The organism is Bradyrhizobium quebecense, from assembly GCF_013373795.3.
Taxonomy (GTDB): domain Bacteria; phylum Pseudomonadota; class Alphaproteobacteria; order Rhizobiales; family Xanthobacteraceae; genus Bradyrhizobium; species Bradyrhizobium quebecense.
Window position 1 is genome coordinate 8,634,043 of sequence record NZ_CP088022.1, and the last position, 23,643, is coordinate 8,657,685.

Genomic DNA, 23,643 nt, shown 5'->3' on the forward strand with positions numbered 1-23,643 from the left:
ACGTGAGATCGGTAAAAAGGGTCGTTTTTCCCCGCCGGATGCAGTTGGTCGCACGATTGTCTCCGTTGGTTAGCTTCTTTCTCGCGGTTTTTTCAGTCCTGCCGTCTCGCTCATGATCCTGGCGGGAACCATTCAGTCTGCTGTACAGAGGCAAATGTTGCGTGAGGGTTTTGCAACGACCGTGCCATCAGCTCGATCTAGCCTACGGATCTGAGAATACTAGGTTCGTGGTTGTTGCGGATCCGACATCGCCTCGGCGCCCGGCCTGTCAGTGTCCATACAGCATCAATGAATTCCAAGCACCGGCTTTGGCTCTGAGCGTTGTGTTGCGACGCGTGCAATACGCGCTGTGGTCCTTGGCGCCGGAAAGCTCGCTTACAGCTGCTCTAGGATCCGGACTCAATTGATCCACCAAGTGATCGCGGCGGCCAGCAGGATTGCAGACAGGAAGATGTCTGCGCGCTTGTCGTATCTGGTTGCGATCCGGCGGAAGTCCTTGAGACGGCAGAACATCCGCTCGATGACGTTGCGGCCTTTGTAGGCGACCTTATCGTAGAGATGCGGATGCTTGCGGGTCGGATTTGGCGGGATCACGGCCTTGATGCGGCGTGCGGCTAGTTCGTTGCGTAGGCTCCTGGCGTCGTAGGCTCGATCAGCCAGCAGACGGCGCGGGGTACGAACCATGCCGATCAAGCCGCGTGCACCGACCAGGTCGTGGGTGTTGCCAGGGGTGATCAGGAAGGCAAGCGGACGGCCGATATCGTCGGTCAGCGCGTGGATTTTGGTGGTCTGCCCGCCGCGCGAGCGGCCGATCGCGTTGTTGAAGGCCCCCCTTTTGCGCCGGCCGCGGAGCGATGGGCTTTGATGTAACTGGAATCCACCGACATCGATCCGTACATGCCGGTCGATCCGGTCAGGGCGTAAAAAATATCCGTCCAAATCCCCTGTCGGCTCCAGCGGTTGAAGCGGTTGTAGACCGTCGTGTAGGGGCCGTAGACTTCCGGGCAATCGCGCCAGCGCGAACCAGATTTCAGCATGTGCACAATGCCGCTGATCACGCGTCTATCATCGACCCGATGCGCTTCCTTGCGCCCTCGTGGCAACAACGGCTCAATCCGCCGCCATTCCGCATCGCTGAGCCAGTAGACCTGCTTTGCCATTCAAGCCTCCCTTGCGCTGAGAAGCTTGAATCACAGTCCAATTCCAGATGGAATCTCTATTGAGTACAAACCCTAGGGCCGATCGACATTCAGGATTGAACTAAGCCGCTGCCGCGGCGTAGGGGGCAAGGTGGCATAGATCGCCTCCTGGCTGAGAGGATGTGGGTGTTGGAGCCCACCCCCTCAGACAGGAGTATCGAGATGGCCGATTTGAGCCCTCTTCGCCGCCGCATGATCGAAGACATGACCGTCCGCAATCTGTCGCCGGCGACGCAAAGATCCTACATCAGCGCGGTTTCGAAGTTCAGCCGCTATTTTGGCCGATCGCCTGACCGGTTAGAGCTGGAAGACGTCCGCGCCTTCCAGGTGCATTTGGTCTCGACCGGCATCTCATGGCCGGCGCTGAACCAGATCGTCTGTGCGCTACGGTTTTTCTACGGCGTCACGCTCGGCGAGGCGCTCATCCCAGAGCGCATTCCCTATGCGCGAGAACCGCGCAAGCTGCCGGTCGTTCTCAGCGCCGACGAAGTGGTTCAGTTTCTTGAAGCGGTATCGAGCCTGAAGAGCCGCGCCGCGCTCACCACCGCCTATGCGGCCGGGCTCAGGGCCTCGGAGGTTGCGGGACTGCGGATCGAAGACATCGACAGCGCCCGCGGCGTCATCCAGGTGCGCCACGGCAAGGGCGCGAAGGATCGCAACGTGATGCTGTCGCCCCAGCTGCTGGGCATCCTGCGCACCTACTGGCGGCTCGCCCGGCCGCGGCTTTATCTGTTCCCTGGTCGTGACGAAGATCATCCGATCGATCAGACCGTGCTGCATGCCGCCTGCCGGTCGGCGGTGAAGGCTGCGGGCCTGACCAAGCGCGTCACGCTGCACACGCTGCGCCACAGCTTCGCGACACATCTTCTCGAGAACGGAACCGATATCCGGATCATCCAGGTCTTGCTCGGGCACAATAATTTGTCGTCGACAGCGCGCTACACGCAGGTCGCCACCGATACGATCCGAGCGACGCAGAGCCCGCTCGATCGCCTGTCGCTGGAGGTGACGCCACCTGGATGACCCGCAGCGGGATGCGGGTCATGACCCGCTCCGACATCCGCTCCAACAGGCCCGCCATCGAGATTGCCGATATTCTGTGCCGGCATGGCGACGCCTATCGCCGTGTACATGCCGGTCATCTGGGGCGGGTCGAGCGGCGCGTGATGAGCGCGATCGTTGCGTGCCGGACCGAGGCGCTCGGCGGCCACATGCAGGCTTGCGACGACTGCGGCACGACACGCGTTGCCTATAATTCCTGCCGCAATCGGCACTGTCCGAAGTGTCAGGGGAGAGCCCGAGCCGCGTGGCTCGCCGCGCGTCAAGCCGACCTGCTTCCGGTTCCCTATTTCCACGTCGTCTTTACACTTCCCGCACCGATCGCCGCGATCGCTTTCCAGAACAAGGCCGTCGTCTATGCCATCCTGTTCAAGGCTGCCGCCGAGGCGATGACGACGCTCGCCGCCAATCCACGCCGGCTCGGCGGTGCGATCGGCGGCGTCGCCGTCCTCCACACCTGGGGACAGACGCTGATGCATCATCCCCACGTCCATTGCGTCGTTCCGGGTGGCGGCCTCTCGCCCGATGGCGCGCGCTGGACCGCTTGCCGACCGAACTTCTTCCTGGCCGTCAAACCGTTGTCCAGACTATTTCGCACACTTTTTCTCAAACGTCTGTCGGCAGCCTTCAACTCCGGTGCCTTGCGTTTCTTCGGCGATCTCGGAGCTCTGGCCGAGCCGGCTGCCTTTGCGGCCCACCTCGACGCCATGCGACGCATCAACTGGGTTGTTTACGCCAAGCGGCCCTTCGGCGGACCCGCACAGGTCCTGGCCTATCTCGGCCGCTACACCCATCGCGTCGCGATCGCCAACAGCCGGCTCGTCGCACTCGACGACGATCATGTCGCCTTCTCATGGAAGGACTATCGCCAAAACAGCGCGACAAAGATCATGAATCTCAAGCCCGATGAGTTCATTCGCCGTTTCCTGCTTCATACGCTGCCTGACGGCTTCCACCGCATCCGCCACTTCGGCTTCATGGCCAACCGCCATCGCGCTGCCAAGCTCGCCCTTTGCCGCGAACTTCTCGATCATGAGCGAACAGCCCCAAACGATGGCCAGCCGTCGCCTGTGGATTCGGAGGCTCAAACCTGGGCCGAGGTTCCTGCCTGTCCCGATTGTGGTGGCGTCATGCGCATCATTGAGCGCTTTCGACATAGCTTCAGACGCCCCAGCCCTCGAACATCACCGTTCCGATGCGACACATCGTGAGCCAAGTCATGTCGTGCACGACGATCATCATTCGTCATTTCGCTCCCAGCGTCTCGATCATCGCGGACGATGTCGAATCCGTGCTGTCACACTGCGCGACAACAACCGTCCGATGCAGCAAAAGGCCTATCGCGATCTCAGGCGAAGCGCGTCTGATCTCAACTCTTCCAGGATGCGCACTCCTGTGTCTCTGCCTCACGCGCCGAGCCAGCAGATCGGGCATGGCGATCTCGAACAATCCCCATAGCTGCAAAACCGCGAATAGCCTCCCGCGCCTTCGTTCAATCCGGCTTCAATGAGGTCGCGTCATAAGCGCCTGCCGCGCCCTCGCGTGAGCGCGACCTCACAGAACCCTCCAGATTCCCAAATCGGAAGGCTTCTGATTCAACATGCTGGCTGGGAAGGAGGCCAGCATGGATGGGACGAGCCTATTCGGACGACCTTCGTGAGCGGGTGGTGAGAGCTGTCATCAAAGGTGGCCTGTCGCGGCATCAGGCAGCGGCTCAATTTGGGGTGGCCATCAGCACGGCGATCAACTGGGTACAGCGCTTCCACGAGACCGGTAGCGTCAAGCCAGACCAGATCGGGGGCTATCGGCCAAAGAAGATTGCGGGGCCGCACCGCGAAATGGCTGGCAAGCAATCCGATCGGGCGCCCCCTCGGATTGTCCATACAGGACACCATGAAACGGTCGCGAAGTGCGAGGCCGAGCAGATCGAAGGCCTTCCTCCCGAACAAAAGACGGACGCGCGCGTCGGCCGCTAGCTGACAGGGGGCGGGAACACACCGTCAGCCGACCCGGTTGCCGATCAAGATCGCCAAATTCTCTGATGTGATGCGCCGGTCCGTCGTGTCGGTTACACACGCAAGCTGCGCGTGCGGCGCAGCGGGGAGCGCCAAATCCAAACTATCGAGGCGGCGCCAAGCAGGCTGCTCGCAAGCGACGTAATGCGTAAGCCTGTTGCCGCAGCGACTGCGCCACCGGCCAGCGCACCCAATGACGCCAGTCCCCACACCACGCTGCGGATGCTCGCATTGGCCCGGCCTTGCAAGCGTTGCGCGACCAACGCGTATCGAAGGGGAACCTGCTGCACATTGTAGATACCTTGGCCGACAGAATGAATTGGGAGAGCGAAACGCATGCCACCGCGGCCCACCGGGGTTCGGTGATCAGGGTGGCCAAACTCATGCCCACGGTGCTCACGGCCAAACCGACCATTAACACCGGGCCGATGCCGATTGCCCGGCCGGCCGAGGGCGAGCTAGCCGCGCCGACCACACCACCAAGCGCGCCGATTCCGAGCACCACGCTGACGATCCGGCTGTCGAACTCGAGATCCTTGGTCAGATGCAACAGAAAGGCTGCAGAATATGCGCTATGGCAAAAGATGAACGTGGCGGTGGCTAAAGTGACCGCCCTCAAGATCGGATTGCCGAACACGCCCGCCAGCCCCTCAGCCACTTGGCAGAGTACCGCGCACGAGGCGGCTGTTGAGCGCCCAGCGGACCGCGTCGGCAACGGAATCGTCGCCAGTGTTGCCGCCACCGGCTCCGAGCCAAGCGCAAGAGCGGCCTCATCAAGCCGCCCGCCGCTGACGGCCCTACGGTCGGCTCCGCCTCCCCCGTCCCGTCAGCGGCGGAGCCAACCTTCAACCGAGATCATAATCCCGATGGTGGGGGCAGTTCTTTATGACGCAAAGGGGGCAGTTCCGGATGGCGACACATGGTGACGTTGGAGCCCAGCAGCGAAATGGTCTGGCCGACCAGCAGCGCAAGATAGCTGCGCGGCAACCCGCCAATCGCGGCGGAACAGTTCCGGCGACTCACGCGTCGCCAGACGGGCTTGCAAGCGGTAAATAGCCGAGGCGGACCAGCTCACTTCCGGCGATCTGCTCGAACAACGGGATCACTCTGCCAAGCGCATAGACGAACTGCTGGCTTGGGAGTGGCAGCCTCAAAGCATCGCTCAGGCCGCTTAAGCACGATCAACGGAGAATTTGGATCGATGGCATAGCGGATCGCCAGCGTCGAGAAAATTCTGCTGGGCTCGCTGGTGCGGAGGCTGAGCTCAAATCCCAGCGCGATCTTCCGCTCGAGCCAACTCTGTGAGCCAGGACGAACTAACGAGACATCCAGGTTGTCGGCCGGGCCAAGAATCTCTCTTGGTGCTGGCCGCGTGTCGCCAGAATAAGTACAAGGATTACAACGAGAATTAAGAGCCCGCGCATACCTGAGCTATCCGAAGCTGTACTAGAATTGTTGACGATATCCAGGGCACTTGCGGCGGCGGATGAATGAGCGAATGTCGTCCGAGGTCGCTGTTGAGCCAGTTAGGACGAGGCCGCCGCGCATGGCGGCCGCCATCCATTAGCTCAGCAGATCGACTCTGCCCGTATCAAGCCTGTAAAGGCCCCCGACAACCATCAGTCTGTTCTGCTCAACTGCCCGGTTTAGAACCGGTCCCGCCAATCTGAGTTTATTGACGTTATCGATTACATTTTGCCGGGTCGCATTGGCGAACGTGTCGCCGCCTTGCTGCCGAGATTCCTTAACCACAGGTGCAAGTGCGGCGACGAGCGATGGAATATGTCCCAGCGGCGGCTTGTCGTCGTTGAGCGCCTTGATCGTGGCGTCTACTGCGCCGCAATGATCGTGACCAAGTACCACAATTAATGGCGTGTTCAGCACGGCCACGGCATACTCCATGCTGGCGAGCGTGTCCTCGTTGACGAAATTTCCGGCGAGTCGGCAGACGAACAGATCACCAAGTCCGCTGTCGAAGGCCAGTTCTGGCGCAATACGAGAATCAGCGCAGCCCAGAACCGCGGCATATGGATTTTGCCCACCGACCAAAACCCGGCGCTCGCGTTTGAAATCGTGGCCTTGGGAAGCGCCCTGGACGTAGCGATCATTACCTTCCATTAGCCGCTTCAGCGCAGCACCTGGAGAGAGCAGATTATCCGGCTTCGGCCGCAGTTTTGATTCCTTCGCCTCGACGATATGGTCGGCAAGCAGCATGCCGACAGCCGACATAGTGAACAGCAACAGAGAACGGCGCGAAGGTTCGATCGAATGGCTCATGCTCGAAGAATCTGCTTGCATGTGTGGTGGCACCCTATCGCGCGGCTTTACGCCATCCCAAGGCGGTCGCTTCCGATTCGCTGCAAAGCCAACGTTCACCTAAGTTCTTCGTCATATCGATTTGTTCGTAACTGTTTTGCCCGGGCAAGTGGTAAATGCGCTCGCCCTTACGGCCCACGGTGCCCTTTATCAGACACTCCTGTGAGGGCGGGTCGGTCAGCAAAGCGGATCCGAGCAGGAGTTCTTGAACGTCTGAGGGCACCGAGCTTGCGCCAATAATGATCGTCGACTGGTTGCGATGGCGCCAATCCCAAGGTGCAATGAACGCCCCGGACCAGATGCCCGCATAGGCATTGCTCGCAACAACCTCATAGATGGCATAGCTTGCTGCGGAGCGTGCCGATAATAGCGCCCATCCCGAGCGTACCATCCACGCGTTCACATCCTCGCCTGCGATGAAGCAGTTGCCAAGCGACCTCCTGTACACATCTACCCCTGTGGTATGGCAATCCCAGGTTCGCCCGTTCGAATGCTTGATGAGCTCATCGCGAGCAGCTATGCCACAAGCCCATTTCTGGCCATGGGCGTCGAGGCAGATCTGATCAGTCTCTGGCGCCTCGATGCCCGAGAGCCGGATTTTGGTCTGCTCGATTTCGATCGTGTTGCCGTCGAGAATGCGGGGAGCGCCGCTGAGTGTCGCCGCGCAAACCGGAGATGCGATGATAGCGAGCAATGCGGCCATCATCATGCGTTGTTTCATATCTGACAACCTTTCGTTCTTGGTCCATGGGCACAGACACACGTACAATCGGTCACCGCTACATTCGACCGCTTGATCACACATCTTTGCCATCTGGCCTGTGCATCGTCCGAGGTTTGCTTTGTCGTTCGTGATTCTCACCCTACGTCCTGACGCAACGTGAGGTTCAAGCAATTTCGTCTGGTGTGGGCGTTGCTGCTCGTGACCTGGCTCACCCCGTCCAGCCTCGGCCGTAACGGTGATGCTCGGGCTTCAAACGTCTCGTTGGATATTCAACAGCTGATCCAGCCTCTGCTCAGGCCGATCAGATCAGCTGCCAAAATTGCAGCGGGAACGGCGGCTTCCTGCCGTGCGGCATACTGCTGATCGCGAATAGCGCCATTGCGGGGTCTGCGACTTAGTCCCGATTTGACCAGCGCGTTGGGAAGGCCACTGGATAACCTCCAGTTCGAGCGGCGCGCTGCCTGGTTCATTCGAGCGCCGTTATCGATGCGAGCCAAAGGCGCTCGGTTGGGAGTCAGGAAAGGGCCCTGGAGTATTAATGCGATCTGGAGTTCGTTTTTTGGGAGCCACGGCAGTTGCGCTTGTCCCAAGTGGTAAGACGATTCGGCAGAACTTGAGCCGGCGGTGCAGCGGTGCTGGTCCGGAGGGTGCATTGGCGAACACGTCGGCGGTAATTGCTGCGGACATGCTGAAATAATTCCTACAGTCCGTCGATCCGGCGACGCCGTCATATCCCTGTGTTCGCGGCGGTTTGCCACATCGGCTACTCATCACGGCGGGTCCGGCGTGTTGTCCTACTTTGTCACGGATGATTTCAGCGTCGGCGTACGCGGTCGCTATTGGCGATGCGGACCAAAAAGGACAGCGACTTGACACGCACAGGCCGTGGTGGCCGGGGAAGCAACGTTTTCGAAGCATGAAACCCTGGCGGGCGGTTAGAGCTGGCTCCGCAAATTCGGACAGTAGCTTGAGTGGATTTTCTGCCTGAGAGCGGCGCGGCTTCTTGCCGCGAAACAGGAGCGAAGATGACGAAGAGGAGTCGCCGGACGCATTCTCCGGCATTCAAGGCAAAGGTGGCTTTGGCGGCCGTGAAGGGGGAGAAGACATTGGCCGAGCTGGCGCAACTGTTTGATGTCCATCCGAACCAGATCACGACCTGCAAGTCCCAACTCCTGGAAGGCGCCGCCGGAGTGTTTGGGCAGGACAACGGACCGGCCGAGGCGCCGGTCGATTTGAAGCGTTACATGGCAAGATCGGCGAGCTTGCGTTGGAGAACGATTTTTTGTCCGGCGCGCTCACCAAGGCGGCCCTGCTGAGCGCAAAGCGATGATCGACCGCGACCATGATCTGTCTGTCGTGCGCCAGGCGAAGGTCCTGAACCTTGCCCGCAGTACGGTTTACTATGAACCTCGGCCGGTTTCGGCCGAGGACTTGTCTTGATGCGCCGGCTCGATGAGCTGCACCTCGATTATCCCTTCGCAGGGGGGCGCATGCTGCGATCGCTGTTGCAGCGTGAGGGCATGCAGGTTGGCCGCCGCCACGTCGCGACGCTGATGAAGCGCATGGGGATCGAGGCGATCTATCGCCGTCCGAACACGAGCAAGCCCGCACCGGGCCAGAAGATCTACCCGTACCTATTGCGCGGATTGAAGATCGAGCGGCCGAACCAGGTCTGGGCAATGGACATCAGCTACATTCCGATGCGACGTGGATTCGTTTACCTCGCCGCGGTCGTCGATGTGTTCAGCCGAAGGGTATTGGTCCATCGCGTATCGATCACGATGGAGACGATATTCTGCGTCGAAGCGCTCCAGGAGGCGTTGGCGAAGCACGGCAGGCCCGAGATCTTCTTCAACACGGATCAGGGTAGCCAGTTCACCAGCCTCGACTTCACCGGCGTGCTGCTGGACGCGAACATCGCCATCAGCATGGACGGCAAGGGTGCCTGGCGCGACAACGTGTTCGTCGAGCGGCTGTGGCGCACTGTCAAATACGAGGAAGTCTATCTGCGTGCTTACGACAGCGTGCTCGAGGCGCGAGCATCGATTTCCAAATATCTGGCGTTCTACAATCGAGGACGTCCTCACTCGAGACTTGACGAACGCACGCCCGACGAGGCTTACTTCGGCACGCAAACGATGGTGACGGCCGCATGATCGTCGCCAACGATTTTGCTGCGGATCTGGTCGAGCTTACGCCCTCCCGGCAGGAATCCACTTAATTTTCGCGGGGCCCTGTCCAAACAACCGGGACCAGCTCTAACCTCCACGATTCGAAATCCCTGTCCCATGCCTTCCTGAATGGCGTGACGATCGTGAACTCGGCGTTTCTGGATGCCGATCTTGATCAATGTGAATTCGGCGATACCATCACGCTCGAACAGGTCTGCCTAGTAAGTGGCGCGCGTCCCACGCGGGTATTCGATCTCGTGCGCGCGATCGAAGTAGAATGCGCAAATTTCAGCGGTTGGTTGAAAAAAACTGCGACTCGAATTCATTTCCAACACTGTGCGTTTGATGGCATCGGAGCGAACCATAGCACCAAGCTCCCTTGTCTACATTGAGGGTGTTCTTTCAGCGCTGGGCTCAACGCTCCTCGAGGACGGTGACCCGCAGGCAATCCTTTCGGCTTTTATTACCGTGCGCAACGCCCTGTTCGACCGGGTGAACGAGATATTGCTGGCCAAGTCCAGCTCGGTCGGCGCCACCGAGAAGATTGTGCTTGATAAGGCGACAGACCAGCCATCTCAACCTTGCAATGTTCCGCCCGCCAATTCATGCAAGCTGCTACGGGGCTTACCTGTGGCCGGACACGCAGCAGAAATTGTCCGTTGGTGCCGGCGCCGCGTTCTTCAACCAACAGCGCGGAGTTTCACCTTGCCAGCCACTGCGGGCGAAGGTCCACGCCGCGCAGCCCGAATTGGCCCAGCACGCACCCTGGCAGTTCTCAGGAACGCTGTTCGGCGGCAGAGAGAAGCTGCTGATATCGGAGCCTAACCGGTCCTTCCCATACTCGATGGACTGGGCGAGCGCCGTAGCGCTAAGGAGAGCTAGCGCCAAAGCGACGAGGGGAGCTTTCATCTCATTAATCCTCCTAGCAGATCGTCATGATGGCGACATAAGCAATCGGTAGCCGCATATGCTCACTCTCCCTCATAGTCCGGGATATCTTGGATCTGGCCATTGTGGCGGTTCAGTCCCTGCCACGCGCCGCTAACTTCAGCGGTCGGTCCTGCAAGCAAAACTAACCGGTTGGCTCCGGAAAGCCCGAGATAATGGAGAATTATATCTCGAAAGGTCCCACGCCCGCACCTACCAAGACTGGTTGGCTTCATGGACGCGTGGATCAGTCGCCTCAGCCTTGGCCGCAAAGCAGCTAGCCCTCGCAGGCCGAACGCGACCGGCGCGATCTACACTGGGGCAGCCTGCGCGGACGCGACTCGGCGCCGGGAAACATGCGAACCGACGCTGTCCCTATCACGCGCAGTTAACTTCAGTGACCAGCTTTACTGTCATGAGTGTTGGCTGCTCTTTAAAAATTGGCATCGCTTTATTCGGGAGAAAGGCCAACCGTATGGAACGAGGGGATGTCCCGATCGGTGTTGAACTACGTCGGGCCGACGTTGCCGGAATGAATGTTACGCGGCCCTCGTAAGGGCCGCACGCAGAACCGACAATTGCTTATGCGCCTTCAATCGTCGGAAGCCCTTGTTGGCCTCGATCATGCCGGCCGCGACCCATCGCAAGGCCATACCGGCATCGCGCCAGCGTTTGATGTTGCGCGTGACGCCGCGAATGGTGCCCATCATGTTCTCGGCGATGTTGGTACAGGCGAGCGATCGACGAAGCTCCTTCGGCAGCTTCAGCCGGACGACAGTCAGGATTTCGTCGAGGCCTTCGAGGATGCTCGCCGCTACACCGGGCCATTGCTGGTCGAGTCGACGCGCGAGATTGCGGATCAATTTTTCAGCCTTGTCGGCGTCATTGAGCTCCCAGGCCTGGCGCAGCACCCGACGGGTGGCCGCATGATGCTCTTTCGGCAGGCGTTCCATGATGTTGCGCGCCTTGTGGATCTGGTAGCGCTGGATCGCAGCGGCCGAATCGAGGGTGCGGCGGATCGCCTTCGACAACGCCTTTCGTGCGGTCGGCGATGAACAGTCCTGGCACCGTCGGGTCGAGCCCGCGCGAGACCAGGTTGTCCAGCAGGGCCTGAACCGTTACGGCATTCTCGGTCGCCCCTTCCACCAGCGCCAGCGGATGCTTGTTGCCTTCGCCGTCAACTCCGATCGCGGCGACCAGCACGAGATCGTCGCCGAGATGCAGCCCGTCGATTTGGACCACCAGAAGGTCGAGCGTGGACAGATCGGCGGCCATGAAGTCAGCCAGCTGCGCCGCCGACAGCGCTACGAACCTCCGCGAGGCCGCCGACTTCGAAACCCCGATCCGGGCGGTGCCGGCACGTCACCCTCGGGCAGCACGGCCGAACCGGAGCGTCGACACATTGATCAGCATCAGGTTCATCGCCTAGCGACCCAGCCAGACCCTCCTGCGCCGCCGTTTCCCAGTTCGGGATCGTGACCTCGCCGCCATCCACGCCCCGGACCCGCGGACGCTCGACCTCGATCTTGCCGCCGTGGAAACCAATCCGTCCCCGCGTTCGACCCCAACGGTGCGCCCGCCGCGCCGCGTCGCGACCGTGGCGCGGCCCGCAGGCCGCCACAACATCCGCCTCCATCGTCGTGCCGAGCGCCTCCATCCCTGCCGCAAGGCAGAACCGATCGAAGCTCGCCCGCACTTCTGCAAACGCTTCGTCCACCGCCCCGGTCGCCGACGAACCAGCCGGTTTGATATCTCTCGTCATGGCGTTGCTCTCCTTTATGGAATCAGCACCCCGAGCCTACCGGCTCAAGGTGGGCAACGCCGACCTCTTCAGAAATTCAACAGAACCCGGGACATCCCCCGGAACGACCCGAAAGCCGTTAATTCCAGAATGCCGGCGGGTTAACGTAGCCGTTAAGGGAACGTTGAGCGCGCGCGGCGTCCGCGAAGTGCTCGGCGCCTGTCCATCGTCGGCGCGTGCGCGTGGGAACTGAGGCCGAAACCTTTCGGCCAAAACGAAACCGCGCCGGCCGGAGCACTGAAGCGGATAACGTGGGGCATTAGCGTTCCTTTCGCGTTGCGCACAATCGCGCGTGTTCAGAAATCGAGCGGCGACGAGCGAAAATGCCCAATTGCAACCCTTCTCCACTGTAGCAGGTGTTCTGACGCGTGATCGTTTATGATGGCGCAATCAACAGAGTTGTCGAACGGAACGTTCCGCCCATAAAAAGCGAGCCAAGGTGCTTGTTGCGGACAATTCATGTGTTGTGATCACCCTGTTCAAGAGCGCCCTGACAGCCTTTTGCGAAACCAAGCCGAAGTCGGCCAAGGCGCAAGAAGCAGGCTGTGATGAAATTATGTCCGCACGAGCCGCAATCGCCTTTGGCAGTACAAGCGCGAGTCTCCTTTGCGTAACCGTGTGGAAATACGTCAGAGCCTGAGCTGGCTCCGGTTGTCTGAACAGATTTTCCGCGTCGATAAGTGGAGTCTCTGCCATGGTTAGGCTGCCAAGCGGAGTGGCAGCGGGTTGAAGTAGGCTTGATCGGGGGTGACGCCGTCAAGGCTCGAATGCGGGCGCCGACCGTTGTACAACGACGTTTGAGAACGCCCACAGGACCGTTCTTCGCGAGGTTCTTTATCGGCATCATCCCTGGTTTGGTCGCCGAGTTTGCGTTCATGGGGCGGTCGACAAGGCTGACGATGTCGTTTTTCGCTGCACCCTGGACGGATCGCAAGCAGACCGTTGGCTGGAAGTTCCAGCATGGATGTTCGACCGGACGGCCTGCCCTGACGCCGAGCTTCTGACAGTTCGGCCGTTTGTTAGCATCGATGCACTTGCGGCGCTCGCTGCGCTTCTCGATCTGGCGTTGAAGGATCGAACGCCATCAGCTGCCCCGCTTTCTGGCGCATCCAGAGGCTCTCACGACCAGAATCGGGGAGCGACTCATGTCACGCGAGACGGCAATGCCAGGGAGCGGATACCGACACAATCGACAACCGCGGTTGCAGCAGCAGATGGATCTGTTCGGGAGCGGCCTGTCGAACGGCGCCCTCGGCGCGCCGGCATGGTCGGAGCTGCCGGCGGAAGCGCGGGCGGCCCTCACAAGCCTGATGACGCAGTTGATCCTCGACCATGCTGCGATGACAGCGACGCCGCCCGCGAAGGGGGTCGATCATGATCTCTGACAAGGTCAGGCCTCATCATCTGGAGCGTAAGGCGATTCTTTACGTGCGCCAATCCTCAGCACATCAGGTGTTGCACAATCGCGAGAGCAGCGCATTGCAATACGCCATGCGGGACCGGCTGACGGCACTCGGGTGGTCAGAGATCGAAGTGATCGATGATGATCTCGGTCGTTCAGCCGCCGGCGGCGTGCAACGCGCCGGTTTCGAGCGAATGGTAGCGGAGGTTTGCCTCGGTAAGGTTGGTGCGGTTTGCGCCCGCGAGGTCTCGCGCTTCGCCCGCAACAGCCGGGATTGGCAGCAACTCATCGAGATGTGCCGCGTGGTCGATACCGTTCTGGTCGATCAGGAGACTATCTATGCGCCAAGGCACGGCAACGACCGCCTGCTGCTCGGGCTCAAGGGCAGCCTCAACGAGTACGAACTGGATTTGTTGCGCCAACGCTCGCTCTCGGCCCGCTACGAGAAGGCGCGCCGGGGCGAGTTGGTTGTGGCGGCGCCCGTCGGCTTCGTGAAGGCCGGCGACCATTATGAGAAAGATCCGGATCGGCGTGTCCAGGAAGCGATCAAGCTGGTGTTCGACAAGGTCGAGGAACTGGGCAGCGCGCGACAGGCGCTCTGCTGGCTCCACGAGTACAATCTCGATCTACCAGTGAAGCAGTCCAACGGCGACACAGCCTGGCGGCGACCGAGTTACTCCGCCATCCACCGGATCATTGAGAACCCGGTCTACGGCGGCGCCTATGCCTATGGTAAGACGGCTGTGGCGGCGGGATACAGCGCCGGGGGCGTGAGCTTGAAGATCCGCCGCAAGACACGGAACGAATGGCTGGCGCTGAAGCCCAACACCCACGACGGGTATGTGAGCTGGGAGAGGTTCGAGGCGATCCGCACCATGGTCAGCAGCAACGTTCCCACCGGTCGGCATCACGGCGCACCCAAGCATGGTGACGCGCTGCTGGCCGGTCTGATCCGGTGCAAGCGCTGCGGCCGCAAGCTCACACTCCGGTACTCCGGCATGAAGCACCATATCCCACGCTACAGCTGCAGCCGCGCCTGGATGGACAATGGCGGTCCTCACTGCATCGCCTTCGGCGGATTGCGTGTCGATGATGCAATCGAGGAAGCACTGCTTGGCGTCGTCGGTCCGGGCGCTATCGCCGCTGCAACCGCTGCCGCCGAAGGAGCCAGGGAACGGCGGGATCAGGTGCGCGATGCGCTCAGTCGCGATCTGGAAGCGGCGCGCTATGCCGCCGACCGGGCTTTCCGGCAATACGATGCCGCTGACCCCGCGAACCGGTTGGTGGCGAGTGAGCTGGAAGCGCGCTGGAACAGGGCACTCGCTCACGCGGCGGAGGTCGAGGGCAAGATCGCCATGCATGATGCGGCCACGCCCGCACCCATTGCTGATCCAGCTTCGCTCGGCGTACTGGCCTCGAACCTCAAAACGGTCTGGGATGCGCCGACGACGGATGCTCGTCTCAAGAAGCGCATTGTACGCACCCTCGTCCATGAGGTCGTGGCCGATATAGACGACGCGGCGTCCGAGATCGTTCTCATCGTCCACTGGGTGGGTGGCGCTCACAGCGAGTTGCGCTTGCCCAAGCGCCGGCGCGGACAGCGCAACAGCACTTCCGCCGATATTATCCAAGCCGTGCGTCAACTGGTGCTGATCGCCAGCGACGATCTGATTGCCGGCCTCCTCAACCGAAACGGCCTCAAGACGGGCAACGGCAATCGCTGGACCCGCGAGCGCGTCACATCAATGCGCTCGAGCTACCACCTCCCGGTGTTCAAGCCCGCCGATGACGGGATCGAACCCTGGCTCAACCTTAGCAACGCCGCAAAGCTCCTGAAGGTCGCGCCCAAGACGCTCCGGCTCGCCGCTGAAGCCGGCGAGATCGCAGCCATCCATCCGCTATCGGACGGCCCGTGGATCTTTGCTCGCGCCTCGCTGATAACAGCTGCCGCTCAATCTATCGCCGAAGGAGCGCGACAGAACCCAAGATACCCCACAGGATCGCATCCCGATCAGCAAACTCTCTTCTCTTCAACAACATAGACAGATGGGTGTTCTGATGCGCGGTTGTAGAAGTCGAGGTATCGGCCGATCGACGCGAGGGCCTCGCTGACGCTGTCATAGGCCCGCAGATACACCTCCTCGTATTTGACGCTGCGCCATAGCCGTTCGACAAACACGTTGTCTCGCCAGGCTCCCTTGCCGTCCATGCTGATCGCAATGCCGTTGTCGGCGAGCTCGCCGGTAAAAGCCTGTCCGGTGAACTGCGAGCCCTGATCCGTATTGAAGACGTCCGGCTTGCCGTGACGAGCCAGGGCATCCTGAAGCGTCTCGACACAGGACGTCGCCTCCATGGTGATCGATACGCGCCACGACAGCACGCGGCGGCTGAACGAGTCGAGCACAACCGCCAGATAAACGAAGCCGCGGGCCATCGGGATGTAGGTGATGTCCATCGCCCACACCTGGTTCGGCCGCGTGATCTCCATTCCGCGCAGCAGGTACGGGTAGATCTTGTGGCCCGGCTCGGGCTTTGTCGTGCGTGGACGGCGGTAGAGCGCTTCTATCCCCATCCGCCGCATCAACGTCTTCACATGCCGACGGCCGATCTTGCACCCATCGGCAGCCAGCAGCCCTCGTAACATGCGAGAGCCGGCAAAAGGGAACTCCAGATGCAGCCGGTCGAGGCGCTGCATGATCGCAAGGTCAGCGTCCGGCACCGGCCGCGGCAGGTAGTACACGCTGCCGCGGCCGATGTTCAAAGCCTCCGCTTGCCTGGTGATCGACAGCTCGTGCTCACGGTCGATCATCGCTTTGCGCTCAGCAATCCCGCCTTGGTGAGCGCTCCTTCTAAAAAACTATGCGCGGCGCTGCGCTCCCCCTGTGGGATAGAAACGGACCGGCGCTAGATTGCCGACCGGGAGGGAGCGGCCGATACGATTTTGGTGGCACGTGACCCCGTTAAAAAACCTGGTCCATGGGTTGTCGCGCACTTGAGAGTGGTGACGCCATCCGGCGATCCCGTTTAGGAATCTGACGGATAGCGCAGCCCAGCCCTTCCGCCGCCGTCAGCAGGAGGATTAGAGATGAACCCCAAAAGATCGAAGTCGAGGAACGGAGGTAAGATGCAGATGGTGCACCCGGACGCGGCTGCCATCGACGTCGGAGCGACTATGCACATGGCTGCCGTGAGGGCAGATCGCGCACCGGAGCCAGTCCGCAGCTTCGGTACCTTCACGGCTGATCTGCATCGGCTAGTCGACTGGTTTACTGAATGCGGCGTCGAGACTGTCGTCATGGAATCGACCAGCGTCTACTGGATTCCGATCTTCGAGCTTCTCGATGCCCGGGGATTTAACGTGTTTCTTGTCAACGCGCGCGATGCCAAGCACGTGCCGGGGCGCAAGACCGATGTCAGCGATGCGCAATGGCTGCAGCGGCTCCATTCATTCGGGTTTGCGGGCCAGCTTTCGGCCCAAAGGGCAGATTGCCGAGCTGAGAGCCTACGTGCGTCAGCGCGAGCGTCTGCTGGAGTACGCGGCCTCACACATCCAGCATATGCAGAAGGCCTTGACGGAGATGAATCTTCAGCTGCACCACGTCGTCACCGACATCACCGACATCACCGGCGTGACCGGCCTGCGTATCATACGAGCGATCCTTGCCGGCGAGCGCGATCCTGAGGCGCTGGCGTGCTTGCGCCATTATAGTTGCCGCTCCAGCGCCGAGACGATCGCGAAGGTGCTCACCGGAAGCTACCGCGCCGAGCATCTGTTTGCGCTCGAGCAGGCACTTGCGCTTTACGACGCCTACCACGAGAAGGCATCTGCCTGCGACGCCCGAATTGAAGCCGTGTTGAAGGAACTGAGCTTCCATCGCGGTCATGGCCACGGATCAGCGCCGCAGGTCTCGCGGCGTCGGAATCGAACCGATCAGGCGAACGCTCCAGCCTTCGACGTCCGCGAGGCGCTGTTCGCGTTGCTCGGAAAGGACCTCACCGCGATCGACGGCCTCGGTCCTTACCTCTCGCTGAAGCTGATCGCTGAATGCGGCGACGACCTCTCCTCGTGGCCAAGTGCAAAGCATTTTACCTCCTGGCTGGGACTGGCGCCGAGCAACAAGGTCTCCGGCGGCAAAATGCTCTCGTCCCGAACGCGCCGATCCGGCGGCCGAGCGGCGGCACTTCTGCGCCTTGCTGCCGTGACCGTGGGGCGTACAGACACTGCGCTCGGCGCCTTTTATAGACGGCTCTCAGCACGCATCGGCGAGGCCAAGGCCGTGACCGCCACGGCCCGGAAGATCGCAGTGCTGTTCTACAATGCTGTGCGATACGGAATGGACTATGTCGATCCCAAGGCCTCGTCCTACGAGACGCGTTACCGGACGCGAGTGGTCAACAATTTGCATCGGCGTGCCAAGCCATTCGGCTTTGTTCTCCATCCCTTGAAGCCGAAAAGTAGATGCTGCCGTTTCTTAGGAATCGTTCTCCAGCGTCAGTTCGCCGATCTTGGCGTGCAGCGACTTCACATCGATGGCTGCTTGTTCCGCTCCGGAGCCGCCGCCGGGACCGAACGCATCGGCGGCCTTGCTTTCAAGCTGAGCCCTCCACGCCGTGATCTGATTGGGGTGGACGTCGAACTGCTCGGCAAGCTGAGCCAGCGTTCGATCGCCCTTCACGGCGGCGAGCGCCACCTTCGCCTTGAAGGCCGGTGTGTGGTTCCGGCGTGTTCTTCTGCTCATTGTCGCTCCTGATTCGCAGGCACAGCGTGCCCGCTGTCAGGCAGAAACTCCACTTATCGCCCTGTGCAGAATTCCGGGGCCGGCTCTGTTGAGCAGGCCCTTATAGCCAGAGACGGTGCTCTACGCCGCGCCTTGGCGTTCTCCTCCAGGAGCAGCGTGACGGCCTCTGAGTACGTGATCGACTGCGGGCGCACCTTCCCAAGCGTGAACTCTGCAAGCAGCCGCTTGGCTTCCGTCCGAGCTTGGGAGAGGGAAATCGTGGGGAAACGGCCGATCGTAATGAGCGAGTTCTTGCGGTTGAGGACGAATGTCTTGGAGCCGCCCTGCGACACACGAAAGCCAAAGCTCGGAAGCTTATCGTCCCAATAGCAAATCTGGCCCTTGGGAGGCGGCGATATGCTCCGGAGGCCAACATCAGAAAACGCCATCTTAGCCATCGGCTAGCCATTACCAACGAGGGGAGTGGAGCGGCGATCTATGATGCACCAAGGCGGTAATTCTTCAATAGAATTAAAAAAGGTAGCGGTCGCTATGGCGCAGTATGTTTTAGGATGTAGATGCGAAAATGAGGAATCATAATCCTGGGGTCGGGGGACCAATCCCATTGAAAGCACCTTCGCCACCGTGCGCCACCACACGATCCGATCGAAGGGCTGCCTGTCCAACACGACCGCGCTAGCTTCTTCAAATTGCTTGAGGGCGCACAGAAAAGCTGGCGACGGCTCGACGGACACAACCAGTTGCCAAAACTCGTTCTCGGTGTGACATTCAACGACGAGATCGAGGTCATCGCCAAGCCGACCGACCGTCAGCCCGCAACCGCCGCCGCCTGACCGGCCCGGTCGTCTCCAAAAATTGGCGATAGCTCATTGCGGGCTTCTGCTAGCGTGGCGCCCGAAACCCTCAGAACTTACTGAACATCAAGGCTGCGGTGAGATGTTTCCTCACCAACGACGCGCACGCGGCAGATAACTGCATTGTCCGGCTCGGCTACGGCCCTTTGGCCATGTCAGGTTCTCGAAAGCTTGCTCGAGTAGGAGGCCTGCTCAAGGTGATCAGACATGAGGTTAGCGTGGACCGTCAAAATTTTGACCCATTTAATCTACCGGCTTGGTTACAGGTGGAGCACGCTGTCTCGGAAGAGCCCCAGACGGACCAGGCCGGGCAAGACGGCTTTGAGCAACACTTGGCCGAGGCAAACCAGACCGATTCTGCTCCCGTCGCCAGTGAGGGACGAGACAACCAGTTTTACCCCCATCTGTCTGAAGAAGACCGGGACATTATCGATAGGGCGATTACTCAGTATGCGACTCAGAAAAATCCACAACCGAGCACGATTAAGTTTTATACTCAGGCACTTCGTCGATTGGGGAATGATCTCCGCGCTCGTGGCCAAACGACTGATCTAAGGGACCACCGGTCCCTGCTCGATCACGTAAATAGCTACTTTCCGAGAGACGTAAACATGAAGACAGGGGTGGGCGTCCTTCGCGCGTATCACGATTCCGGCCATATCGTTTCTCGCGGGCGGCCGCGCACGATCCCCTCAGCGAAAGACGCGTCTAGCGAAGGCCAGCCGTTCTGGGACGCGCCGATGGTTGCACTCGCCAGGAGCAACGTCCTGCCAAGCGAGGAGGTCCTCATCAACTTTGAGCAGGAGGCAGCTCAGTCGAGAGCAGCGAAGAGGCCGAGGAAGTTAAATAACTCGCAAACGGTTGTAATTGAGCGGCAGCCGACCGAGATCGCGACTTCAGGAGAGGGGGGTGGAGCAATGCCAGCGGCCTCGGCGCTGCAGCCGGCTGAGTCAACGGGAATTGTCGGGCAGAGGGACGAGCAGCCTCTTTATCCGGAGGATGCTCCGGATATCTTGAGGCTTAAGGACGCCCTCATCGAAGGCGGGATGACCTCCGCCGCGGCGAAGCAATATGTAAGCTGTCTTCTTGGCTTTAGCCGTTGGCTGTTCGCAAAAAATAGACCGAGCATCGTTGCTCGGATGGACAGCAAGTCGCTGAGCGACGGCGGTGACATACACGAGTTCGCCGGAGAGGGTACGAAGAAGAAACTCCTTGCAGCATTAGGGCATCTCCGCACCCTTCGGTCAACTGGTGCGCCGATCGTACGCCCAGGGCGCGCTCGCGCCAACCACAATCCTCCTCCCCCGAACGTGGTCCTCACTAATCCCGAAAGCACGGCACTGGTTGGTCCGAGGCGCCTCGACGATGCCGCCGCGCAGCGCAACGCGCCGCACGAAGCTGATAGTCGGCTAGAAGAGCTGCAGGAACAACAGGATGATCAACCCGCGCCGTCGGCTTTCGGCCAAGAGCTCGCCGCATTTGATCCAGAGCAGCTTCCTCAGGAGCAGCTTCGGCGAGTGCTGGATCATCTGGATGATAAACGCATTCCTTCGCCACTCTCCGTCGTTCCAGAGGAGCTTCAGCGACTGGAAAAGGACCTCCATGAGGAGCTTCACGGACGACGGGACAACCATCCCGCGCCTTCGTTCTCAGTTGATCCTGAAGAGTTCACTTTCAATCCAGAGCTGTTCGCCCCAGGGGAGCTTTGGCGACTGCTTGGTGATGAATCCGCCTCGGAGCTTGAGGGAGGGCGTGATGATCAATCGGCTCACCCGTCGGTTTTCGTCCAGAGGCAGGTCGCGCTCGATCCAGAGCAGCTTACTCCGGAGCAGCTTCGGCGAGTGCTGGATCATCTGGATGATCAACCCATTCCTTCGCCAGTCTCCGTCGCTCCAGAGGAGCTTCAGCGACTGGAAAAGGACCTCCATGAGGAGCTTCACGGACGACGGGACAACCACCCCGCGCCTTCGTTCTCAATTGATCCAGAAGAGTTTACTTTCAATCCAGAGCTATTCTCTTCAGGGGAGCTTTGGCGACGATGAATCCGCAGAGCAGGAAGGGTGAGATGATCACCTCGCCCCGTCCGCTTTGGTCCAGGGGGATGTCGCATTCGATGCAGAGCAGAGCTCTCAGGAGGGAGCTAGGGCAAGTGCTGGATCATCTGGATGACCATCCCCCTCGCCAGTCTCCGTCCTCTCAAAGCGGCTTCCCGGTCGCATCGTCCCCGGGGAACCAAAGGCGGCGTCCCGTTTCGGGATCACTTCCAGTCGGCGCGCGGTCAAATCCGACGCGAGCGTGGTATCGCTCCAGCGTAGGCCGCCTTGCGCGGTGTGGTGCTTAGCCGGTCCTATTCGTGAGAGTGCGTTTTTTTGGGTCCGATTGATGTGGCCACACATCTGCTCTGACGAGGCGCGCGGGATTGCCTTCGGCTTTTCACCGCCTGACGACCGGTACTTTGCGACGCGCTTGAGGTGTAGGTTGGGCGAACGGGGGCGGACGCCTCGCCGGTCAAGGACCGAGCGGCAGCAGCGCGCCTGGCAAGCCGCGGATCAGGTCGGCTTCGGGACATGCCGCGGCAAACGCAAGGCGAATGCGGCTCGTGGTCTCGACGACACGGGCAGCGAGTTTCAAGAGACGAAGACGCAGCGTCGCGAACTCGGCTGTGGCCAATTCCCGGGCTTTGGGAATCGCGTCGCGCACGGTCAGCATCAGCCAATAAGCGGCGGTGTCGAGAACGAGGCGGACTTGATTGGCGAGCGCCGAACGGCAGCTGGTGCGATCGGAGGCGAGCTGCGTCTTATGCAGCTTGATCAGATTCTCGGCTTGGCCGCGCGCGCAATACAGGCTGTCGTAGATCCACTCGGCCGAGCCGACATCGAGGCTGGTGACGACGAAACGGATGTCGAGGCCGAGCATCGTCGCCTCAATACGGGCGACGGTACGTCGTTCGCGATCCCAGGACTTTGCCTTGTGGCGCGTCTCGGTATAGCCACGCAGAACCGGCAGGTTCTCGATGGCGCGTCGCGTGCGGATGCCGTCGGCGGCCTCGTCGACTTTTCTGGCGAGCGGCTTGGTGCCGGACAGACCGAAGATGTAGTCGATGCCGTTGGTCTCGCACCACGCCATTGCCTCCGGCCGGGCATAGCGCCCGTCGCCACGGAACGTAATTCGCGTGTTGTGCCACCGCGTCCGGATATGCCGTATCAGGCGGCGCAGATGGGCACGCACCTCGACGCCGCCCGGCGTCTTGCCGGGCCGCAGCACGACCGCCACGGGCCGGCTCTTCTCCGTGTCGTAGACGTGGATCGGCAGGAAGCAGCGTTCGTCATAATGAGCGTTGAACAGCGAGAGCTGCTGATGGCCGTGGACGACATCGCAGGTATCATCGATGTCGAGCGTGACGGATGCCGGCTCGCGCGGGTAGCTATCCATCCATGCGTCGAAGGCGCGGAGCATTCTCCAGCCGCGACAGCGTCGGTTGGGAACACAGATCGCGACCCGTGTCCGGCAGCCGTCCGCAGGCCAGCTTGAATGCGGGATCGGACCGCAGATGATCGAGGTCGTCGGCGTCCTCGCCCACATCGCCGACCTTCCGCATCGCGTCTGCACGAACTGCTGCCCTAGGAATGGAAGCTCCAGCACCAAGCCGACAAGCCCGGCGATCAGCAGGCTGCCTGACCTTCACACGCTATCATAGAGCTCGCCGTGCCCGCGCGCATGCGTTGATCAGGCGGCCTTCGTCGTTTTACGATTACTCACATCTTTTGCGGTGCACTGAGCCGAAAACTTGAGTCGCCAGAATCGCTAGTGATTCTTTGATGTACCAACCGCTGGTACATGCCGATTCCGAGGCCCAGAAAATTGGAACTATGCCTCATGATATTTGGATTCATGGCATGATAATTGGAACCATGTCGGCAGCGCCTTTGAGGTAGGCGATCGAGGGGTAGGCCTTTCCCTTGACCGGCGCTCCAGTCACCGGCACGCCCCTTCTGCGGGGGCATCCACAACGCTCCGAGAGTGTGGGCGCGGATGGGCCTTTTCGTGACGGGTTGAAGGCTGGGAGAAAGCCTCCCGGCGCCGTCGCGGAGCCCCCTGCGATGTCCAGCGAAACCATACGGCCTTGACAACGCCAACCGGACGAGCCTTTAGCCTGCCCTGTTCTCCCTCTCTTCGAGGCATCTGAGAGCCCGTTGGTATTCAAATTCGCACCATGCAAGCTCGAAAGGTTCCATCAGTGTCTCTACCCACGCCTCGGCAAAGGCTGCCATTCCGACGAAAAACAGAATCCGCGACCTCCTGACGGACTATCGTTGACGTCGCCGGCGAAGTCGAATGAGATGTCCGCCACGGCCAGCGACATATGCAGCTAAGAGGATCGCCATCAGCGCTTCAATTGGACCTTGGTAAGCGTTAGGCAACTCAAGGAAGGCTCG

At 60.7% G+C, this 23,643-nt stretch carries 12 protein-coding genes and 8 pseudogenes; 10 read left to right on the plus strand and 10 right to left on the minus strand.

The genetic code is table 11. From position 1 onward, the window contains the following. Positions 1-399: 399 nt before the first annotated feature. A protein-coding gene (locus tag HU230_RS41000) for an IS5 family transposase (RefSeq protein ID WP_224924208.1) occupies positions 400-1,160 on the minus strand; the annotation gives its coding sequence in 2 pieces (ribosomal slippage) (positions 400-831 and positions 834-1,160; 759 coding nt in all). Between the two features lie 201 nt (positions 1,161-1,361). On the opposite strand from HU230_RS41000, the gene HU230_RS41005 reads away from it, so the two are divergent. The 3 genes and pseudogenes from HU230_RS41005 to HU230_RS41015 form a co-directional block, all read left to right on the plus strand. Then, positions 1,362-2,222: a tyrosine-type recombinase/integrase gene (locus HU230_RS41005; RefSeq protein ID WP_029085027.1), complete on the plus strand. Its 861-nt coding sequence runs from the start codon at positions 1,362-1,364 to the stop codon at positions 2,220-2,222. A 20-nt stretch (positions 2,223-2,242) separates the two neighbouring features. Next, positions 2,243-3,469: an IS91 family transposase gene (locus tag HU230_RS41010; protein ID WP_176533524.1), complete on the plus strand. Its 1,227-nt coding sequence runs from the start codon at positions 2,243-2,245 to the stop codon at positions 3,467-3,469. A 417-nt stretch (positions 3,470-3,886) separates the two neighbouring features. Beyond that, positions 3,887-4,093, plus strand: a pseudogene (locus HU230_RS41015) (helix-turn-helix domain-containing protein); the annotation flags it as partial. Between the two features lie 283 nt (positions 4,094-4,376). On the opposite strand, the gene HU230_RS41020 reads toward HU230_RS41015, so the two are convergent. The 3 genes from HU230_RS41020 to HU230_RS41030 form a co-directional block, all read right to left on the minus strand. Further along, on the minus strand, positions 4,377-4,931 hold the full coding sequence (locus HU230_RS41020; protein ID WP_176533522.1) for an MFS transporter: 555 nt from the start codon (positions 4,929-4,931) through the stop codon (positions 4,377-4,379). Positions 4,932-5,836: 905 nt separating this feature from the next. Next, a complete protein-coding gene (locus tag HU230_RS41025; RefSeq protein WP_224924238.1) occupies positions 5,837-6,550 on the minus strand; it encodes a carbonic anhydrase in 714 nt (237 codons plus the stop codon). Between the two features lie 34 nt (positions 6,551-6,584). Beyond that, positions 6,585-7,310, minus strand: a complete 726-nt coding sequence (locus tag HU230_RS41030; RefSeq protein ID WP_173640820.1) for a thermonuclease family protein — start codon at positions 7,308-7,310, stop codon at positions 6,585-6,587. Positions 7,311-8,338: 1,028 nt separating this feature from the next. Between HU230_RS41030 and HU230_RS41035 the strand changes: the two are divergent. Then, a pseudogene (locus HU230_RS41035) lies at positions 8,339-9,469 on the plus strand (IS3 family transposase). 639 nt (positions 9,470-10,108) lie between these two features. Here HU230_RS41035 and HU230_RS44285 read toward each other — a convergent pair. Continuing rightward, on the minus strand, positions 10,109-10,393 hold the full coding sequence (locus HU230_RS44285) for a PAN domain-containing protein (protein WP_173640822.1): 285 nt from the start codon (positions 10,391-10,393) through the stop codon (positions 10,109-10,111). A gap of 557 nt (positions 10,394-10,950) precedes the next feature. Beyond that, a pseudogene (locus HU230_RS41040) lies at positions 10,951-12,173 on the minus strand (IS256 family transposase). Positions 12,174-13,426: 1,253 nt separating this feature from the next. Here HU230_RS41040 and HU230_RS41045 point away from each other — a divergent pair. Together HU230_RS41045 and HU230_RS41050 are read left to right on the plus strand one after the other, a co-directional pair. Then, positions 13,427-13,597 (plus strand): hypothetical protein, encoded by a 171-nt coding sequence (locus tag HU230_RS41045; protein WP_176529003.1) that lies wholly within the window; start codon positions 13,427-13,429, stop codon positions 13,595-13,597. Then, positions 13,587-15,656, plus strand: a complete 2,070-nt coding sequence (locus tag HU230_RS41050; RefSeq protein WP_176529004.1) for a recombinase family protein — start codon at positions 13,587-13,589, stop codon at positions 15,654-15,656. Before HU230_RS41045 ends, HU230_RS41050 begins: the two co-directional genes overlap by 11 nt. On the opposite strand, the pseudogene HU230_RS41055 reads toward HU230_RS41050, so the two are convergent. Next, positions 15,626-16,471 (minus strand): annotated as a pseudogene (locus HU230_RS41055) (IS3 family transposase); the annotation flags it as partial. The gene HU230_RS41050 and the pseudogene HU230_RS41055 sit on opposite strands and share 31 nt — an antisense overlap. Positions 16,472-16,792: 321 nt before the next feature. Between HU230_RS41055 and HU230_RS44290 the strand changes: the two are divergent. Both HU230_RS44290 and HU230_RS43560 read left to right on the plus strand, forming a co-directional pair. Then, complete coding sequence (locus tag HU230_RS44290; RefSeq protein ID WP_420840922.1) at positions 16,793-17,296, plus strand: IS110 family transposase; 504 nt, start codon at positions 16,793-16,795, stop codon at positions 17,294-17,296. After that, positions 17,193-17,795: pseudogene (locus HU230_RS43560) on the plus strand (transposase); the annotation flags it as partial. The gene HU230_RS44290 and the pseudogene HU230_RS43560, both read left to right, overlap by 104 nt. 297 nt (positions 17,796-18,092) lie before the next feature. Here the strand turns inward: HU230_RS43560 and HU230_RS41065 are convergent. Beyond that, positions 18,093-18,353: pseudogene (locus tag HU230_RS41065) on the minus strand (transposase); the annotation flags it as partial. 53 nt (positions 18,354-18,406) lie between these two features. After that, a complete protein-coding gene (locus HU230_RS44295; protein ID WP_176533520.1) occupies positions 18,407-18,790 on the minus strand; it encodes an Arm DNA-binding domain-containing protein in 384 nt (127 codons plus the stop codon). Between the two features lie 151 nt (positions 18,791-18,941). Between HU230_RS44295 and HU230_RS41070 the strand changes: the two are divergent. Together HU230_RS41070 and HU230_RS41075 are read left to right on the plus strand one after the other, a co-directional pair. Further along, positions 18,942-19,186, plus strand: a pseudogene (locus tag HU230_RS41070) (IS256 family transposase); the annotation flags it as partial. A 239-nt stretch (positions 19,187-19,425) separates the two neighbouring features. Further along, on the plus strand, positions 19,426-21,249 hold the full coding sequence (locus tag HU230_RS41075; RefSeq protein ID WP_224924239.1) for a hypothetical protein: 1,824 nt from the start codon (positions 19,426-19,428) through the stop codon (positions 21,247-21,249). Positions 21,250-21,715: 466 nt separating this feature from the next. Here HU230_RS41075 and HU230_RS41080 read toward each other — a convergent pair. Continuing rightward, positions 21,716-22,781, minus strand: a pseudogene (locus HU230_RS41080) (IS1380 family transposase); the annotation flags it as partial. Positions 22,782-23,643 lie beyond the last annotated feature (862 nt).

What these genes read in the sequence shown, in the direction of transcription:
- HU230_RS41045 (WP_176529003.1), top strand. Translation starts at nt 13,427, where the DNA reads ATGGATCTGTTCGGGAGCGGCCTGTCGAACGGCGCCCTCGGCGCGCCG.
- HU230_RS41025 (WP_224924238.1), bottom strand. Translation starts at nt 6,550, where the DNA reads ATGAGCCATTCGATCGAACCTTCGCGCCGTTCTCTGTTGCTGTTCACT.
- HU230_RS41050 (WP_176529004.1), top strand. Translation starts at nt 13,587, where the DNA reads ATGATCTCTGACAAGGTCAGGCCTCATCATCTGGAGCGTAAGGCGATT.
- HU230_RS44295 (WP_176533520.1), bottom strand. Translation starts at nt 18,790, where the DNA reads ATGGCTAAGATGGCGTTTTCTGATGTTGGCCTCCGGAGCATATCGCCG.
- HU230_RS41030 (WP_173640820.1), bottom strand. Translation starts at nt 7,310, where the DNA reads ATGAAACAACGCATGATGATGGCCGCATTGCTCGCTATCATCGCATCT.
- HU230_RS44285 (WP_173640822.1), bottom strand. Translation starts at nt 10,393, where the DNA reads ATGAAAGCTCCCCTCGTCGCTTTGGCGCTAGCTCTCCTTAGCGCTACG.
- HU230_RS44290 (WP_420840922.1), top strand. Translation starts at nt 16,793, where the DNA reads ATGGCTGCCGTGAGGGCAGATCGCGCACCGGAGCCAGTCCGCAGCTTC.
- HU230_RS41010 (WP_176533524.1), top strand. Translation starts at nt 2,243, where the DNA reads ATGACCCGCTCCGACATCCGCTCCAACAGGCCCGCCATCGAGATTGCC.
- HU230_RS41005 (WP_029085027.1), top strand. Translation starts at nt 1,362, where the DNA reads ATGGCCGATTTGAGCCCTCTTCGCCGCCGCATGATCGAAGACATGACC.